The organism is Paraburkholderia sp. HC6.4b, from assembly GCF_014200875.1.
In the GTDB taxonomy this organism is placed as follows: domain Bacteria; phylum Pseudomonadota; class Gammaproteobacteria; order Burkholderiales; family Burkholderiaceae; genus Paraburkholderia; species Paraburkholderia tuberum.
On record NZ_JACHDC010000014.1, the window covers coordinates 82,593 to 99,683 of the forward strand.

13 protein-coding genes and 2 pseudogenes are annotated in these 17,091 nt (G+C 61.4%); 5 read left to right on the forward strand and 10 right to left on the reverse strand.

The genetic code is table 11. The annotated features are described in order from the left end of the window. Positions 1-206: 206 nt before the first annotated feature. On the forward strand, positions 207-1,202 hold the full coding sequence (locus tag HDG34_RS21340; protein WP_184062058.1) for an LLM class flavin-dependent oxidoreductase: 996 nt from the start codon (positions 207-209) through the stop codon (positions 1,200-1,202). 126 nt (positions 1,203-1,328) lie between these two features. Here HDG34_RS21340 and HDG34_RS21345 read toward each other — a convergent pair whose 3' ends face one another. Beyond that, a complete protein-coding gene (locus HDG34_RS21345) occupies positions 1,329-2,120 on the reverse strand; it encodes an SDR family NAD(P)-dependent oxidoreductase (protein WP_184062059.1) in 792 nt (263 codons plus the stop codon). A 550-nt stretch (positions 2,121-2,670) separates the two neighbouring features. Between HDG34_RS21345 and HDG34_RS21350 the strand changes: the two genes are divergently transcribed. Next, positions 2,671-2,871, forward strand: a complete 201-nt coding sequence (locus HDG34_RS21350) for a hypothetical protein (protein ID WP_184062060.1) — start codon at positions 2,671-2,673, stop codon at positions 2,869-2,871. A 51-nt stretch (positions 2,872-2,922) separates the two neighbouring features. On the opposite strand, the gene HDG34_RS21355 is transcribed toward HDG34_RS21350, so the two are convergent. Then, entirely contained in the window at positions 2,923-3,840 is a 918-nt protein-coding gene (locus tag HDG34_RS21355) for a LysR family transcriptional regulator (RefSeq protein ID WP_184062061.1), read from the reverse strand. Positions 3,841-3,969: 129 nt separating this feature from the next. Here HDG34_RS21355 and HDG34_RS21360 point away from each other — a divergent pair, with 129 nt between their 5' ends. Then, a complete protein-coding gene (locus HDG34_RS21360) occupies positions 3,970-4,902 on the forward strand; it encodes a DMT family transporter (protein WP_184062062.1) in 933 nt (310 codons plus the stop codon). 159 nt (positions 4,903-5,061) lie between these two features. Here HDG34_RS21360 and HDG34_RS21365 read toward each other — a convergent pair. The 4 genes and pseudogenes from HDG34_RS21365 to HDG34_RS40195 form a co-directional block, all read right to left on the reverse strand. Continuing rightward, positions 5,062-5,331, reverse strand: a pseudogene (locus tag HDG34_RS21365) (alpha/beta fold hydrolase); the annotation flags it as partial. A gap of 3 nt (positions 5,332-5,334) precedes the next feature. Further along, positions 5,335-7,599 carry a filamentous hemagglutinin N-terminal domain-containing protein gene (locus HDG34_RS21370; protein WP_184062063.1) on the reverse strand — a complete coding sequence of 755 codons (2,265 nt, stop codon included), beginning with the start codon at positions 7,597-7,599 and terminating at the stop codon, positions 5,335-5,337. 467 nt (positions 7,600-8,066) lie between these two features. Further along, positions 8,067-8,414, reverse strand: a complete 348-nt coding sequence (locus tag HDG34_RS21375; protein WP_184062064.1) for a hypothetical protein — start codon at positions 8,412-8,414, stop codon at positions 8,067-8,069. A 577-nt stretch (positions 8,415-8,991) separates the two neighbouring features. After that, complete coding sequence (locus tag HDG34_RS40195) at positions 8,992-9,189, reverse strand: energy transducer TonB (protein ID WP_409259488.1); 198 nt, start codon at positions 9,187-9,189, stop codon at positions 8,992-8,994. Between the two features lie 951 nt (positions 9,190-10,140). On the opposite strand from HDG34_RS40195, the gene HDG34_RS21385 reads away from it, so the two are divergent. Both HDG34_RS21385 and HDG34_RS21390 read left to right on the forward strand, forming a co-directional pair. Beyond that, entirely contained in the window at positions 10,141-10,284 is a 144-nt protein-coding gene (locus HDG34_RS21385) for a hypothetical protein (RefSeq protein ID WP_184062066.1), read from the forward strand. A gap of 28 nt (positions 10,285-10,312) precedes the next feature. Next, positions 10,313-10,499, forward strand: a pseudogene (locus HDG34_RS21390) (sigma factor); the annotation flags it as partial. Positions 10,500-10,896: 397 nt separating this feature from the next. Here the strand turns inward: HDG34_RS21390 and HDG34_RS21395 are convergent. The 4 genes from HDG34_RS21395 to dmpG all read right to left on the reverse strand — a co-directional run bounded on the left by HDG34_RS21395 (position 10,897) and on the right by dmpG (position 17,073). Beyond that, complete coding sequence (locus HDG34_RS21395; RefSeq protein WP_184062067.1) at positions 10,897-13,164, reverse strand: filamentous hemagglutinin N-terminal domain-containing protein; 2,268 nt, start codon at positions 13,162-13,164, stop codon at positions 10,897-10,899. A gap of 1,051 nt (positions 13,165-14,215) precedes the next feature. After that, entirely contained in the window at positions 14,216-15,043 is an 828-nt protein-coding gene (locus HDG34_RS21400) for an alpha/beta fold hydrolase (RefSeq protein WP_184062068.1), read from the reverse strand. Between the two features lie 48 nt (positions 15,044-15,091). Beyond that, positions 15,092-15,994, reverse strand: a complete 903-nt coding sequence (locus HDG34_RS21405; protein WP_184062069.1) for a transporter — start codon at positions 15,992-15,994, stop codon at positions 15,092-15,094. 71 nt (positions 15,995-16,065) lie between these two features. Then, positions 16,066-17,073 (reverse strand): 4-hydroxy-2-oxovalerate aldolase, encoded by a 1,008-nt coding sequence (gene dmpG, locus HDG34_RS21410; RefSeq protein WP_184062070.1) that lies wholly within the window; start codon positions 17,071-17,073, stop codon positions 16,066-16,068. Positions 17,074-17,091 lie beyond the last annotated feature (18 nt).

Here is a 17,091-nt window from a genome sequence, read left to right on the forward strand (position 1 = left end):
TCGGGCGCACTGCGAATGCGAAGCACCGCCGCACGAACACGCTACGCACGCGCAATTTCCGCGCCATGGGTCGCGCCTCAGTGCGCCTCATCGGTCCTGCCGACCCTTCGGTCGACAGGGGCATCGCCGCGCCGCCAGCAGAAAAGGCGCCGCTTTGCCACAATGCCCCATCGCGCAAAAGCGCCGCCCATCGCAATCAACAGACAATGATCCCCTTCTCGGTTCTCGATCTTTCGCCGGTCACCGCGGGTGCCACGCCGGCTGACGCGTTCAGGAACACACTGTCACTCGCGCAGCACGCGGAAAAGCTGAACTACAAGCGTTACTGGCTCGCCGAGCATCACAACATGACCGGTATCGCGAGCGCGGCGACCTCGGTCGTGATCGGCTACGTGGCCGGCGGCACGAAGACGATTCGCGTCGGCTCCGGCGGCATCATGCTGCCGAACCATGCGCCGCTCGTGATCGCCGAGCAGTTCGGCACGCTCGCGTCGCTGTATCCGGGGCGGATCGATCTCGGCCTCGGCCGCGCGCCCGGCACCGATCAGACCACCGCTCGCGCGCTGCGCCGCGATCTCCAGGCGAGCGCCGAAACCTTCCCCGACGACGTCGTCGAATTGCAACGGTATTTCGCTGAGCCGGTCGCGGGCCAGCGCATTCGCGCGGTGCCGGGCGCGGGCCTGAACGTGCCGCTGTGGCTGCTCGGTTCGTCGCTGTACAGCGCGCAACTGGCCGCGGCGCTCGGGCTGCCGTTCGCGTTCGCGTCGCACTTCGCGCCCGATTACATGATGACCGCGTTGCAGGTGTATCGCACGCAGTTCCGGCCGTCCGCGACGCTGGCGAAGCCCTATGCGATGGTCGGCGTCAATCTGTTCGCCGCCGACACGAACGACGAAGCCGCACGCCTGTTCACGTCGCTGCAGCAGCAGTTCATCAATCTGCGGCGCGGCACACCGGGACGATTGCAGCCGCCGGTCGAGCGGCTCGACGCGTCGGAGATGGAGTTGAACAACGTCGCGCGTGCGCTCGCCTGCACGGTGCTCGGCGATCGCGACGCAATCCGCGAAGGTCTGCAATCGATCATCGAGCAGACCGGCGCGAACGAGTTGATGCTGACCGCGCAGATTTACGATCACGCCGCGCGGCTGCGCTCGTTCGAGATCGGCGCCGAGGTGCGCGATGAAATGATGGCGGCCAGATAAGCGGTTCGCGAACCGATCGGCGGACACGGCGACGCACGAAAAAAGGGCGGCTCATGGCAAGCCGCCCTTGTCTTTGCACTGAGTTGGGGCCGGTCGTGTGAGAAGTCGGCCCAATGCCTTCGGGGTCTAGAAGGCGCTCTTTATAACGCCCCCGTCGGCCCGCAACGCGGCTCCCGTCGTGGCCGACGAAAGCGGACTGGCGATATAGGCCACGAGCGACGCGATTTCCTGCGGCGAACCAAATCGCTTGATGAGCGAGGTGGGACGGACCTTCTCGAAGAACTCTGTTTCGAACGCTTCAAACGATTTGCCGTCGGCCTTGGCAAGGGTCTCCACGAATTCACCCACTCCCCGCGATTTCGTCGGCCCCGGCAGCACGCTATTGACCGTAATGCCCGTGCCGGCAACGGCTTCGGCGAGCCCCCGCGAGACCGCCAGCTGCGCGGTTTTCGTCATCCCGTAGTGGATCATTTCAGCTGGAATCTGCACCGCACTTTCGCTCGAAATGAAAATGATGCGCCCCCAGTTGGCCTGCCTCATCGCAGGCAAAAACAGGCGAGCGAGGCGTACCCCACTCAAGACATTGACGTCGAAGAACCGCTGCCAGTCCGCATCGGGAATCTCTTCAAACGGCTTGGGCTCGAAGATGCCCAGGTTGTTGACCAGAATTTCCACGTCCGGATAGCGTCGCGCGAGCTCTTCTGCTGAAGCGGCCGTACTGAGATCGCCCGCAAATCCCTGCACGTCGCTGCCCGTCTGCGCTTTCAGCTGCGCGACCACGTCGTCCACAGATGACTGGGCGCGGCCGTTCACGATCACACGAGCGCCCTCCTGCGCCAACGTGGTGGCGATAGCGAGACCGATGCCGGCTGTGCTGCCGCTCACCAGTGCGAGCTTGCCTGTCAGGTTCAGGTCCATGGGTGATTTCCTTTCAATGGATGAATTAAAAATGGCGACATCGGAACTTGAACGTCGGATGCCGCCAGGAGGTCCACGTACGTGTAATCGATGCGCCACCATCGACCAGTGGGGCGGTTCGGTCAAGAACGCCTGCGATTCGTTGCTGTCGTTCATGCCTAGATATATCTGCGTGTCCACGGCGCGCGGCAACACCGATTAAGTCAGGATCGGGCGTAGAGCCTCGCTTTCGAACAGGAAAAAGAGTAGATGATCTGACGGAGATGGCCAGGAGCAGCAAAGCGTATATGTGGGGCACGCACATGAGTGGCGGGCGGATAGCGAAGCAGGCAGACCTGAAGTACGTGCAGGAGAAGGAAAGCAAGGCCATGTCAGCGATTTTCCAACTTCGTTTGGCTAAGTGATGGTGGCGCCCAAACTCGCATCATCGCGATTCACGGGGGGATGCGCTCCGCACATGTCACGCCCGGATGGCATGACATGTGCGTTGTGTGCTGCAAGCAGCCGGCCGCTTAAATGTTTGTACAACCCTCTTTCAAGGAGACACATCATGAACACGCTGACCATCGACGACATCCAGAATTCTGCAGAACTTGATCACCAGGAGATGACCAAAATCCAAGGCGGCCGGATGAAACTACCCGGCCAGCACATCGGCTCGATCCTCACGTCCGCTGATGGCGACCCTGTCGGCGTCTATGTCGACGGCGTGCTGCAAAACTCGGTCACCGACGGCTTCTACCACGGCTGACAGCAAAGGAGGCGCGCAGCCCTGCGCGCCTGATGCCGTCGGTGTGGCAGCCTACCTGTCGTGAAGCTGGCTCACCAGGTAATCGATGAGCGCACGTGCTCGAGACGGTAAAAAACGACTCGACGGATAAAGCAGCCAGACCGGTCCCATATATGTACGGGCCTCGAACTCCCAGTCGGTCAGCACCCGGACAATGCCGCCCCTGGAAATCGCCTGCGCAGCAGCAAAATCGGGCAAGCTCGCAATGCCCAGGCCATGCAGCGCAGCATCCAATCGCGCGCCCGCATCATTGGCGATGTATCGCCCCTTCACTTCGACCGACTGTGTCTCAGAGTCGCGGCGGAAATGCCATCGATTGTCGTCGACCGTCTCCCCTAGATACATGCATGCATGCCGAGCAAGGTCGTGCGGCTCGGCCGGGGTCCCCCGTTCCGCGAGATAGGCAGGTGACGCGCATAGAACCCATTTGACCGCTCCAAGTCGCCGGGCAGCAAGGCCTGGCGGAGGCGAACGCGTGAGTCGGATCACCATATCGACATCGTCACGTAGCGGATCGACTTCGTGGTCGGCGAAGACCAGATGGACATCCACGTCGGGCCACATGCGCAGAAATTCGGGAACAAGCGGATGGATGACAGATCTCGCAAATGAAATCGGCGCACTGATGCTGACCTTGCCTCGCGGATCACCCGTCACTTGTCCCGCGACGTCGACGGCGCCCGACGCTGCGCCGACCATATCCCGGCAATACCGGTAGATCTGCGCGCCTGAATCCGTCAAACGGATGCTACGGGTCGAGCGCTCAAGCAAGCGCGTGCCAAGCGAATCCTCAAGGCGCTTGATCTGCCGACTGACAGTCGACGGTGTACTGCCCAGTTGCCGCGCGGCAATGGAGAAGTTGCCGGCGTCGACAACCCTCGCAAACGTCGCCATGTCGGGTAGCAACGCAAAGAGTTCATTGGGATTCATCGCGACCCTCGCACGCGCGCCAGTCATTTGTGCATCTCAAACATAAAAGATGTTCCACTGACCCGGATTATATTTGCCAATGCAATACCCGACAATTTGGGCCGTTCGAATGAAAACGGAAGGTCCGTCATGTCGAAGCAAAAGAGCGCGTTATGGATATCCGACCTCATGCTGCTTGCGGTCGCGATGGTGTGGGGCACCAGTTATGGGGTCGTGAAAGGCGCGCTCACGATCTATCCCGTGCTCGGTCTGCTGGCGTTGCGCTTCGGGCTGACGTTCCTCGTGTTGTCGCCGGCGTTGCGCTCGCTCCGACACGTCAAAGCGTCCGCCTTGCTGGGTGCGCTCGGCTCCAGTGCAATCCTGCTCGGCATCTTTTTGGCCGAGACTTTCGGGATAGCGCACACACGCGCGTCGAATGCGGCGTTCCTTATCAGTCTGTGTGTCGCGCTTACGCCGCTGGTCGAATGGGTGTTGCTACGACGAAAGCCGTCGAGTGGCGAATGGATCGCCGTGGGCCTGTCGCTGACGGGCGCTGCGTTCGTGAGCGCAGGCGTGATCATTCCGACCGCGGGCGACGCGCTGATTCTTCTTGCGGCGTTACTGCGTGCGCTGATGGTGTGCGTGACCAAGCGTGTGATGCGCGAATCGGAACTTGCTCCGCTGTCGGTGACGGCGGTCCAGGCAGGCGTCGTTGCATTGGGCAGTGTCCTGGCGACGTTCGTGCTGCCGTCACAACATTGGGATGCGCTGCCGTCGCTCAGTGGGCACGGTGACTTCTGGGCGAGCATCGCTTACCTCGTGCTCGCCTGTACGTTGTTCGCTTTCTTCGCACAGAACTTCGCCGTCAAGCGCAGCAACCCAACGCGCGTCGCTTTGCTGATGGGAAGCGAGCCCGCGTTCGGCGCGCTATTCGCATACGTATGGCTCGGTGAGCATCTTTCTGGCTGGGCATGGTTTGGCGGAGGTCTGATGGTACTTGCATCGGTGCTGGCGGCGGTTCCGTTTAAAAGGGACGCCAACGCGGCGCTTGAAATGCATCCCGCCACTTCGGTTGACGGTTAGGCTGTCTTCAGGTCGCAAGCAGTTCCTGGCCGACTAGAGCCTGTCCGCAAGCGTCCTCCCTGGAAATCCGCGAAGGGCCATAACGTAGCTACCAGGACGTTTCGCCTGGCGGTGAACGACGCAGGAGTACGGTAGCGGGACAGAAAGCCGTTTGAACGCTCAACGATTGGTCGGCACCGCCGCGAGTCCATCGAGTAGTGCCTGATGAAACGCTTCCGGGTCCTGCATCTGCGGCGCGTGACCGAGCCCCGCGAACTCAACCAGCGTCGCATGGGGAATCGCCTTCGCGGCCGCGCGGCCCAATTCGGGGTAATGGCCGAGCTTCGCGCGCACCTCGAGCGGCGAGGCGTCCTTGCCGATCGCCGTCGTGTCCTTCTGGCCGATCAGCAGCAGCGTCGGCATGCTGATCTGGCCCAGCTCATAAAATATGGCTCACTGCCCGGTGACTTGCCAGGTCAGGACGGGGTGCGTGGCCCCGGGCGGCATCGTCCAGGCGCCACTCGGACCGAAGTCCCAGCCGACAAAACTCGCCGGGGCGCTCATCTGGGCGGTAGTGAGCCCGTTCGATGCTGGCAGGTTGCCGCCACTCGACGGTCCCGTTGTCTGTACGTCCCAATAGACATCGTTGCCAAGACCACTGCAACTGGCGCAGACACCGCCTACCAGCCGCGATTCCGACCCCACGGGACCCGACACAAAGGACTGTGTGATCGTTCCGCCGTTGTACGCGACGAGTCCTCCCGCTGGGCCGTGCGAGCTGATTCCGGAGACTCGGCTGATCGAGTATGACTCGGTGATCGTACCTTCGTTAAGGATAACCAGCCCGGCGACAGAACCGTCGGCCGTAACCGTCGCGCTGCTGCCCGAGCGCGCGATCAGCCCGTAGTTAGTGGCGACAAGCCCGGCGAATGAGTCGCCTGCATCATTGGACTGTGAGGTAATGGCCCCGGATGTAAAGACGTTGGCCACCGTTCCGTGATTGCTGGTGGCCAATATTGCGGTCCCGTCAAAAAAGAAAACCGTTGTGCCGACCTTCGAGTTGACGTTCACGTCGCGCACGACACCCTTCGCCCCAATATCGTTAAAAACCGCGTCGAAACGCGGAGAGATGTTGGAAATCGTATGCCACATACCGTCGAACTGACCCGTGAACGGCGTGGCGGGAGAGTAACCGAGCGTTGTGAACGCGGAATTGCTAGCATCGATGTCCTTGCCGAGTGCGTAGTTGCCGGCAAGATCGTTCTCGATGCTCTGCAGGTCCGTGACCGAATTGACGAGTTTATAGCCGGTGATCTGCGTCACCAGCCCGCTGTAGAGCGGCACGCTCCAGGCCGCATTGCCGACAAGCGTGCCGGGGCTGTAACTGCCGTTCATATCGTAGAGCGTGCTGACGATGCCCGTACTTTTCGACCAGTCGATGGTGCCATTGTTGATGACGCCGCCGCCGTTATCGATGCCCGAAGCGTCGGAGCGCAAGGCCAGATTGCCCGCACCATTGTTCGCTATCGTCGTGCCCGTCGTCACGGAGACGTTGTGGTACGCGGCAAGCGTGAGCGAAGCCGGACCGCTCCAGCTCAGGCTCGAAGCAATGCCCAGGTCGCCCGTTGCGCCGTTCGCGCCTGTGGTCGTGACATCGATCGACGTGCCCGCGTTCAGGCTGCGCTGCAACGCGCGCGCGGCGGCATCATCGATCGTGAAAGCCGGCGTCAAAAGGTTCCATTGGCCCGCGTGAACGGCTGCCTGCCTGCCGAATGCGAGTTGTGCCGCTTGCGTGTCGACCGTTCCGCCGCTGCCATCCGCGTTGCTCGCGGAGATCTTGCCGAGTTGACTGACACGGCCGCCATCGGCGACGAGCCACACGTGGCCATCACGATTCGCGGTACCCGTCGCGCGAATGCGCGTGCCGCCGCCAGCGAGCGCGTAGACATTGCCGTCGGCGGCCTGCAGGCTGACCTGCGCGGCCTTGATGTGCCCTCTATTGACCACGGTGCCCTGACTGCCCATCTGCACGAATACCTGTCTGCTGCTGCCCGAGTCCTGTAACAACACCTGTTCGCCAGCAGCCAGTTCGGCCGTGCCGTTTGGCGCTGTGATAGTGCCCGCGTTGATCACGGCGTGTCGCGCAATCAGGAACACATCGCCGCTGCTCGAACTGATCTTGCCGAGGTTGATCACGCTTGCGTTCGGGTCGCCCGACAACGTGAGGGAACCACCGCCCTGCATGAACGCGGAGTCGCAGACATCGAGCGTTGACGCGACGAAACGGCCACCGGTGCTGATCACGCCCGATGGCCCCACGACGATGCCTTGCGGATTGATCACATACAGACTCCCCGTTGCACTGAGCCTGCCGAAGATGGCGGACGGCGAGCCGCCCGTCACGCGGTTCAGCGTCGCGCCCGAGCCGTTGTCGAACGTCACGCTGTTGTTCCTGCCGATCGAAAAACTGTTCCACTCGATCACGCCGCGCGTCGAACCCGGTTGCGTGATCACGAGGCCGTTGGCCTGGCTTGCTATCGCGCCGGCGCCGGCCACGTAAGTGCCGCCTTGTGGAAGTTTGCCCGCCGCGAGCGCCGCATGTGCAAAGGACAGACCGGTGAGCGCGCTGCCGATGACGAGCCACAGGCGTCCGGCTGACTGCCGACGATGCAGTGCGCGTCGCGTGCGCCGAGGTAGTTTTGGACGTGACCGTGACATACCCCCCCTTTCCGCGTGGGGCGCGGAATGGCTGCCGACGACCCGCAGAGCCGGCCGCAAACGCAATAGTCGCAGCGTCTGAAGAATAGCCGCTGGCGTCGCCGACGCATGCCGATATCTCTGCGTTTTGCGCCTTCTTCGCCTTTTATTCTGTGCGCTGTGGCCGCCTGGCGTGTACCGGCATCTCCGGATGCTTTTACGAATTCAACGCGAAACTGCGCCACGACGCGACCGGGTTCTGCCAGTCGCCTGTGACACGTGCTGTGGACAGCCTATGGCGATGGACGATACCGGCGCTCGTGTCCCAAAGGCCAAGGACCGTTTGCAATGCGGAGCCGACGTCTGAACGTCTGTCTAACGGGAGGGGCGAATGACGCTTGATGGCCGGTACTGACCGTGCTACAGGTGATTCTGCGGGCGTATCTCGCCGTTGAAAACATTATCTGAGGGACGCAGCTACTACAGCGTCAAGGCGTGCGAGTCTTCAGTGGCGACTTTTCCGCCTTTTTCTCCTCGTCTGCTGTACGTAGTGCTGCGTTAGCTGTGACCAGCAGTTTCGCATCGTGGTCCTGGACTGCAGCGTCAACCGTGTCGAACGCTTTCTTCAGATCCTTTTGTGCCAGCCTTGTCGCGCTTCCATTTTCCAAAATGGTTTCCGCTTCCTTTCTCAGGCGCTTAACTAGTTTCGCGGCGCATCGGGTGTCGAGCGTCCCATTGATGACGAACTCACTGATGTAATTCGCCAGCGCGGCCAGCGTCGCAGCGGTCGACTCATTCGCGCCGCTCTTACCGCTCGTTTCGGACTTCTTGCTCATCAGGACTCTCCCGTTAGGACACACTTCCGCAATGCAGGACCAGCGCTACGCTCACAGTCGGTGTCGCATGAAATGGTGACAGATTTCGAGCGAAAATAAGACGGTTTTTTTGGATGAAGAGGCGCTGTCATATCGCAACGTTCGGATATCGGTCGATTGTTGCCGTGGGGATATGGGCGCGGTACCGCGGGGTGAATTTTGGTTTGCTACAGAATTGCTACAGATGGAGTGAGCGGCTATATCTGGCGGGCCTTGGGTTTGTCATTCCATCCTCTGAACTATCATCCACGTGAAGGGACAAAGTAACTTTGAAGGTCCCAGTTCGTTAAGGGTTATTCGACGCCTGCCAATACGCGCAGAGGCACCGTCACATTCCTGCGGCCAATGGCAGGCATCGAATAACCCTTAACGAACCCGGACCGATAGCTGAATTGAGAACCGCTTGCCGGCCCGCAGCGGATGATCGTCGCAGGTCGACCCACAAGGGACAGTCGCCGAAACGCTTAGCAGACATTCCAGCTTTGCATCTGCAGCAGAAGGGTACCGTGGACACCTCCATGGGACACGCTCTTCTGGGTCAGTTCGCGTGGGAGGACCTATAGTCCCAGTCACGAGTACTGTGGAAGGGTCGAACAACAAGATTCAATTTCAACGGCAAACCTTGGGGAGGTTTGGGCAGTCCGACTTTCTTGATCGCGTCCATGTAAGCGCTATCGTATTTTGGATCACCACTTGAGGTCTTCACAGTGATTGATAGCACGTTACCCTTCCGCATCAATCTCCACGGGGAAAACGGCCTCAGTGTCTTTGTCGCCTTCGGTCACCAATGCATTCGTGGCGGGCACTATCCGTTTTTGAATCGCGCGCGCGTACTCCGAGATGGCCGTCGGGGAAGGACGCGAAGCGCCTTGCTGTGGCACCGCCGCAGCAGGTTCAACCGCCCGGCAAGGGCTGCTTAGCAGCATCGCAATTATCGCGAGTAGGAATGGCTCTGTTCTCACGGTTATCTAAATCCTTCCTGGTCAATACTTGATAATGGCATCGCTAGATGCGATGTTGCATCGGCCAGTGCGCAGTTTTCGGAAACGATCTTACCCGACTATGGTTGCTCCCTTTGCGGCGACGGCGAAATTGTCTATGCCGATAGTCAACGATTCGCCAGTGCGCGTCGAACGTCTCTTCCTGGCCGTGTGCCGACCCATGCAATTTGCATACACAACGTCAACCTCGCGAGGCTGCGATCGGCAGCACACGACCCACATTAGCCGGTCATGGGGTTGCGATACCATCGGCCGCTTCCGGGTTCTTCGGACATCCGCCGCGCTTCACGAACAAGGTATCGTCGGCAACCGCGAACGTCGTTCTAGCGATGCGGCGCTATGCCAGCAAACGGTCGCGGCGCACTTGCGCAAAGTCTGTGCCGCATCGAGCGTGCATCGTCCCGAGGCGATACGTGTCATAAATAACCAATGCGGTGGAATAATGGCGCGCCGGTGGGCGTTTGTAGATTAGGCGCGTCGCGTGCAAGACCGCGAAGCCGTGGAACCGCGAAACGGAATCGTCGGCCGCGCACAGCAGTTGCGTCCCCGTTTTGCAGGAGGTTGTCTGTCCTTTTTTTAAACGTTCACCGGCGTCGCGGCACTTGCCGCCAGCGATCCGCGACTCGCCGGCTCAACGCGCGGCCGCGCGACAAGTCAGTCGCGTTTGCCGTGCAGGAGAGTTCTAAATGAAAGTATCAAGACTGCTATCGGCCGTATGCGTGATCATCGCGCTAGGAGTCGCATCGTTGTCGTTGGCCGCGTGCCAGTCCACGGGCGACACGAGCTCGTCGGGCAGCAGCAGCGGCACCAGCAGCAGCAGCGGCTATTGATGCGCGCTCGGGCGACCGTCAGCGCCGCGTGAACCCCGACGGGGAAGTGATATCTCGGCTCCCGCAGCCGCGGCTATGCGCGTGCGCTGACGGGCGACTCAGTCTGGGCTGACCATCTGGTTCACGATACGGCCGAGCGGGCGCTCGCGCGCTGGAAAGCCTTTTGGCCCGACCGCAATCTGCGTGCGTGGCTGCTGACGATCCAGCGACACATTGTCTGACAGGCTCGTGAGGAAAATGCCGACATCTTCTCTGGGACGGAATCTGGCTTTCGGGCCGCTCCTTGAGTAGAGCAGCCGGTTGAATGACCATCTAAGCGCAAGGGCGAACAACCGTAGGTGGCCGACCTCTGCCTGACGCGATCGGCGGCACGCGACCCATCAGACACATCGGAACGGCATTTCGCAAACGTCTCACAAATGGCCATTCTCAGACATTCGACGTTACTGCCTGTACTCCAACCGGCACGATAAGGTCAACTGCTCGTGGACATGGCATGCGGGTCATTTTCTTCGCATTGAACCGAAACACATCAAGGCCGATGGCTCAGCTCGACCCACTCCGGTCTCGAGTCGTCTGCGCGATGGACAGTTCCACCAACATCGCGCCAGGCTAATGTTCCACTTGCCACCGCAGCACTGGATGCGTGGCGCCAGTTGGCATGACCCACACGCCGTTCGGCCCGAAGTCCCAGCCAACGAAGCTCGCCGGGTTGCTCATCTGGGCCGTGGTGAGCCCGTTGGACGCAGGAAGGTTGCCGCCGCTCGTCGGTTGCCCGGTTGTCTGGACATCCCAGTAAACGTCGGTGCCGAGACCCGAACAGTCCACGCAAATGCCTCCCTGGACCAACCCGTTGCCGCTCGAGACTCTGCCCGATGCAAACGACTGCGTAACGGAACCGAAGTTCTCCAGGACTAGCCCGGCGCCACCGCCATGCGTATAAAAGCCTGTAGCGGAGCCCGTTGCATACGACTCGTCGATCCTCCCATAGTTGGTGAAAACGAGTCCGGCCGCCTCGCCACCGGTCCGAACCGTAACACTGCTTCCAGAGCGTTCGATCAGCCCGTAGTTCGACCCAACGAGTCCTGATAGCGTTGCGGAAAAGCATTCGCAGCTGTTCGCGCCAGAGGCGAATGTATTGACGATCGTGCCATGGCTATTGATCGCCAGGAGGCCGATTCCACCGTAGAACCCTGTGTCATTGGCGGGCGGGTGGCCGTCGACTTTCAGGTCGCGCACGACGCCGCCTTGCCCGATGTCACCGAAGATAGCGTCGAGGTTCGGCGAAAAATTCGAAATGGTATGCCACATGCCGTCGAATTGGCCGGCGAACGGCGCGCTAATCGTGTAGTCGGTAGTGCCCAGCGTTGTGAACGCAGCGTTGTTCGCTTCGATATCCTTTCCCAGTGCGTAGTTGCCGGTCATGTCGTTGCCGACGGCCTGAAGGTCCGCTACCGAATTGACCAGTCGATAGCCGGTGATCTGCGTGACCAGGCCGCTGTAAGCCGGGGCGGTCCATAAAGCATTGCCGATCGACGTACCGGGGCTGTAACTGCCGTTCATATCGTAGAGCGCGCTGACGATGCCCGTACTCTTCGACCAGTCGATGGTGCCATTGTTGACGACGCTGCCGCCGTTATCGATGCCCGAAGCGTCGGCGCGCAAGGTCAAATTGCCCGTTCCGTTGTTCGCAATCGTCCTGCCGCTTGCCACTGAGACATCGCGGTACGCGGCAAGCGTGAGCGAAGCGGAACTCTTCCAGCGCAGGCTCGACGCGACGCCCAGGTCGCCCGTTGTGCCGTTTGCACCCGTCGTGGTGACATCGACCGAGGTGCCGGCGTTCAGGCTGCGGCGCAATGCATGCGCGGCGACATCATCGATCGTGAAAACAGGCGTCGAGAGATTCCATTGGGCTGCATTGACCACTGTGTGCTTGCCGAACGTCAGCTGTGCCGCCTGTGTATCGACGGTCCCGCCGCTGTCGTCCGCGTTGCTCGCGGTGATCTTGCCGACTTGGTCCACACGGCCGCTGTCGGCGACCAGCCACACATGGCCGTCGCGGCTGGCCGTGCCCGTCGCGCGGATGCGCGTGCCGCTGCCTGCGAGCGCATACACGTTGCCGTCGGCGGCCTGCAGGCTGACCTGTGCGGCCGTTATCCGCCCCTTGTCTACGACCATGCCCTGACTGCCTGTCTGCACGAACACCTGCCTGCTGCTGGCCGAGTCCTGCAGCAACACCTGCTCGCCCGCGGCCAGTTCCGCCGTGCCATTGGGTGCCGCCACGGCCCCGGCGTTGATGACGGCGTGTCGTGCAATCACGAACACATCGCCGCCGCTCGAACTGATGCTGCCGAGGTTGATCACGCTTGCATCGGAGTCGCCCGACAGTGTGAGCGTGCCGCTACCGGTCATGAATGCGCCGTTGCAGACATCGAGGGTGGACGCGACGAAGCGGCCACCCGTGCTGATCACACCCGACGGGCCCACGACGATGCCCTGCGGATTGATCACGTACAGGCTTCCCGTTGCACTGAGCCTGCCGAGAATGGCCGAGGGTGAGCCACCCGTTACCCGGTTAAGGGTCGCGCCCGAGCCGTTGTCGAATGTCACGCTGTTGTGCCTGCCGATCGAGAAACTGTTCCAGTCAATCACGCCGCGCGTCGAACCCGGTTGCGTGATCACGAGACCGTTCCGCTGGCTGGCTATCGTGCCCGTGCCGGCGACGTACCGGCCGCCTTGCGGAAGGCTGCCCGCCGCGAGCGCCACGGGCGTCAGGGACAGTCCAGTCAGCGAAATGCCGATGGCGAGCCAGATGTGTCCGCGCGATTGCTGTCGACGCAGTGCGCGTCGCGCGGGCCGAGGTAGTTCCGCATGTAACATACAGCCCCTTTTCCGCTGCGTGCGGAATGGCTGCCGACGACCCGCAGAGCCGGACGGAAACGCGTGAGTCCCGGCGTCTGAAGAATAGCACTCGGCGTCGCGAATGCATGCCGATATCTCAGCGTATTGCGCCTTCCTGTTCGGACTATTGCGGCATCTGTTGCGTGGTGGGACTTATGGTGCGCGTCGGCAAAATCCGACGCCAGATTGCGCCAAGGCATCAAGAGCAGCGACCGTGTCTTCCACTGTTTCGGTCTCAAGGTGAGCTGTCGACAGCGGAAAATATGGCGATCGAAGATAGGCGTTCGTGTTCTGGAGGCCAATGGCCGCTTGCGATTGCAGAACCGACGTCTGAACGTCTGTTCAACAATAGGGGCGAATGACACTTCGTGGCCGTGTGCCGACCCATGCAATTTGCATACACAACGTCAACCTCGCGAGGCTGCGATCGGCAGCACACGACCCACAGCGGTCCCACGGCTGCTCATCATTCGAATGACAGCTTCCGGAGGTGGAACTGCCATTGACGCGAAGATCGCCACTGCCAGCTCATCGGCCATGTTGCGGACATTCATCTTCCTTTGGAACTTGCTTATAGCGAATGGCCGGTTACGAGAAAAGCAAACGCGCGATGCCGAGCGACCGCAGATAATCGTTTGTCACGCTTGAAAAGTCGGCTCCGTGGCGTCACGATTGGGTCAGTTTCTCTATCTGCCCGTTTACTTGACGCGATGGAAAAGGATGGCGCCTCGTCTGGACAAGCAGTGCTCCTGCGAGCTCAGCGTCGACACTGATCATGTGAACCGCACGCGGCAGTTCTTCGAAGCATCGACGGGAATCACTGCCGTGGCAGCGCCGAAGCGAGTGTTCCCGCATGGGCGATCCCCCAATCGACATAAACATGAACGTGCCGTCGAGACCAAACGCTAGCCTGTCGGCAGGGCAAACCCCATAGGCTGAACGGCGTGACACACCACATACGCGACTACGCCGAAGCTTTCTGGCGGCGCCCGTCTTGCCGCACTGAGGATCGACCGCCTCGCCAGCTTTTCTAACCCACCAGAAATTTGTCGACCAACTGATTGAACGCATCGGCATGTTCGATCTGCGTCCAGTGCCCGCATTGACCGAAGACGTGCAATTGCGACGGGCCGATGAGTTCGAGCAGCCGCAGCGAGTTGGCGAGCGGAATCACCTGATCGTCGCGGCCATGCACGATCAACGTCGATTGTCGGACCTCGCCCAGTTCATGTTCGTGACACGCGAGCGCATCGACCCAGCGTTGCCGCGGCGCCGGAAACATCGCGGAAAACGACTCCTGATAGCCGGGCCGGATGCTGGCCCGATAGCGCGACTCCGCCAACTCGGGCGTGAGGCGTGAACGATCGAACGCGAACACGTTCATGATGCTTTGCATGTTCGCGACCGTTGGCTCATAGCCCCACACTGCATCGAGCCCCGGCGTCAGATCGAAGCGCACACCCGCTGCACCCATCAGCACTAGCTTGCGCACGCGCTCCGGATGACGCACGGCCATTGCCAGCGCGAGGGCGCCGCCGAACGAGTTGCCGACCAGGTCGGTGCGCTCGATGTCAAGCGCGTCCAGCAGACCGACCAAGTGGTTCACCCACAGATCCATGTCGCAATGTGTGCCCGCGCGACGCTCCGTGTAGCCGAAACCCGCCATGTCGGGTGCGATCACGCGGCGCGTACGGGCGAGCGCTGGGATCGTAAGACGCCAGTTTGCCCACGCGGTGACCCCGGGCCCCGAGCCGTGAATCAGCAACGCCGGTTCGCCGGCGCCGACGTCGTGATAATTCGTGTCGAGGCCCGCCGCGCGAATCCGCAGGCCGATTTCAGGATCGTGTTGCTGTGTCATGGTGAACTCCTTGGCCGTCGCCTTCCTGGCGGCGGCATTGATTGATTGTCAGAACGGGATGACAGCGCGCGCCCACACCGCCTCGCCCGCCGGTCTGTTTCTCACGAAAAGCTCCTTCACCACACGCACGTCCACGCTCCCCTTCGCAAACTCGTAGCGAAACCCCGGGCCGATTGCGAAGACCTGACCGCGAAAACCGTCGCCGTTCACCGACGCGCCATATTGCGTGTCGTCCGTGGTCTGCTTGACGAAATAGCCCGCAATGCCGACCCGCGCCTTTGTCGTCACCGCATAGCTCGCGCCATAGTCGACGTGGAACAGTTGGCCCGAGTGGTAGTCGGTCGCGGTGTTCATCGAGTTAAAGCTGTAAGTGATCTTCGCCGACATCTCCAGTCCGGGGGCCGGAAACCAGCTGACGCCGAATATCGGTCTCACCGTGTAATAGTGCTTGCCGGTGTTTAGCGCTGCGTTCTTGTCATACTGTCCGGTCGGCAGCACGAATTCGAGCGCGCCCACCGTTCGCAGGGAACCATCGCCCCACGCGATTAACGCTGGGCTCACGATCAGATCGCCGAGATTGGTGCGATCGAACGACGCGCCTCCCGCGTCCAGCGACAGATGCTCCATCGGCAGCACCACATACGCGCCGAAGCGCCCGCCGAGCAGCGACAGATTCGACATGTACAGGAGCCTCGGAATCAGCACGTCGGCATTCAGCTTGAACCCTGGCACAGAACTGTTGCCGTGCGAGTCGTTGAAGCGCGACGCGAAGTAATGCGTGTAGTACAGCAGTCCATATAGACCCGCAGGCGGAAACGCTCCGGCGAAAAAGGCCTCCGCGCCCTCGCCTATCGTGTCGCTGCCGCCTTCGGTGGCGTGCACGTTGGTGCTGAGTGCGGCGCAAATGCCGGCCAGCAGCATCCCTCGCCTGAACGCGATTCGAACTTCCATCTTGCTGTCTCCTTGATATTGTTTTCGTGAGCCTTTGTGGGTGGACGGCCTGGCGGCCGCCCGCAACGGGGTTACTTCTTCAGATCGAGCGCGACATCGACGATCATGTCTTCCTGCCCGCCGACCATGCGCCGCCGGCCCAGCTCCACAAGAATATCGATCGTCTTCAGACCGTATTTCCCGGCGGCCGCCTCGGCGTGCCGCAGGAAGCTCGAATAGACGCCCGCATAGCCAAGCGCCAGCGTTTCGCGGTCGACACGCACCGGCCGATCCTGCAACGGACGCACGATGTCATCGGCTGCGTCGAGCAGGCCGTACACATCGCAGCCGTGATTCCACCCAAGCCGGTCCGCCGCCGCGATAAACACTTCGAGCGGCGCGTTGCCCGCCCCCGCACCCATGCCCGCCAGCGATGCGTCGATCCGGTCGCAGCCCTCCTCGACCGCGACAATCGAATTCGCCACGCCGAGCGACAGGTTGTGGTGCGCGTGCATGCCGGTCTGGGTGCCGGGCTTCAACACGTCCTTGAAGGCGCGGAAGCGCTCGCGCACGCCGTCCATCGAGAGTGCGCCGCCCGAGTCCACGACATAGACGCAGGTCGCGCCATAGCTTTCCATCAGCTTTGCCTGCTGGGCCAATGCGGCGGGCGTCGTCATGTGGCTCATCATCAGAAAGCCGACGGTGTCCATGCCGAGTTCGCGCGCGTGCTCGATATGCTGCTTCGACACATCCGCCTCGGTGCAATGCGTCGCAACGCGCACAATGCGCGCGCCCGCATCGTAGGCGTTGCGCAGATCGTGAACGGTGCCGACGCCTGGCAGCAACAGCGTGGCGACCTTCGCGTGGCTGACCGTTTCAGCGACGGCCGCAATCCATTCGACGTCGCTGTGCGCGCCAAAGCCGTAGTTGAAGCTCGATCCGCAGAGTCCGTCGCCGTGTGCGACCTCGATTGAATCGACGCGCGCATCGTCGAGTGCGCGCGCGATCGCCTTCATGTTCGCGATGCTGTATTGATGACGGATCGCGTGGCTGCCGTCGCGCAGTGTCACGTCGGAAATATAAAGTTTACGGTTATGCATGGTCGCTCCGTTGCGCGT

Coding starts and splice junctions, on each gene's coding strand:
- HDG34_RS21340 (WP_184062058.1), top strand. CDS start 207: ATGATCCCCTTCTCGGTTCTCGATCTTTCGCCGGTCACCGCGGGTGCC.
- HDG34_RS21345 (WP_184062059.1), bottom strand. CDS start 2,120: ATGGACCTGAACCTGACAGGCAAGCTCGCACTGGTGAGCGGCAGCACA.
- HDG34_RS21350 (WP_184062060.1), top strand. CDS start 2,671: ATGAACACGCTGACCATCGACGACATCCAGAATTCTGCAGAACTTGAT.
- HDG34_RS21355 (WP_184062061.1), bottom strand. CDS start 3,840: ATGAATCCCAATGAACTCTTTGCGTTGCTACCCGACATGGCGACGTTT.
- HDG34_RS21360 (WP_184062062.1), top strand. CDS start 3,970: ATGTCGAAGCAAAAGAGCGCGTTATGGATATCCGACCTCATGCTGCTT.
- HDG34_RS21370 (WP_184062063.1), bottom strand. CDS start 7,599: ATGTCACGGTCACGTCCAAAACTACCTCGGCGCACGCGACGCGCACTG.
- HDG34_RS21375 (WP_184062064.1), bottom strand. CDS start 8,414: ATGAGCAAGAAGTCCGAAACGAGCGGTAAGAGCGGCGCGAATGAGTCG.
- HDG34_RS40195 (WP_409259488.1), bottom strand. CDS start 9,189: ATGCGGAAGGGTAACGTGCTATCAATCACTGTGAAGACCTCAAGTGGT.
- HDG34_RS21385 (WP_184062066.1), top strand. CDS start 10,141: ATGAAAGTATCAAGACTGCTATCGGCCGTATGCGTGATCATCGCGCTA.
- HDG34_RS21395 (WP_184062067.1), bottom strand. CDS start 13,164: ATGTTACATGCGGAACTACCTCGGCCCGCGCGACGCGCACTGCGTCGA.
- HDG34_RS21400 (WP_184062068.1), bottom strand. CDS start 15,043: ATGACACAGCAACACGATCCTGAAATCGGCCTGCGGATTCGCGCGGCG.
- HDG34_RS21405 (WP_184062069.1), bottom strand. CDS start 15,994: ATGGAAGTTCGAATCGCGTTCAGGCGAGGGATGCTGCTGGCCGGCATT.
- dmpG (WP_184062070.1), bottom strand. CDS start 17,073: ATGCATAACCGTAAACTTTATATTTCCGACGTGACACTGCGCGACGGC.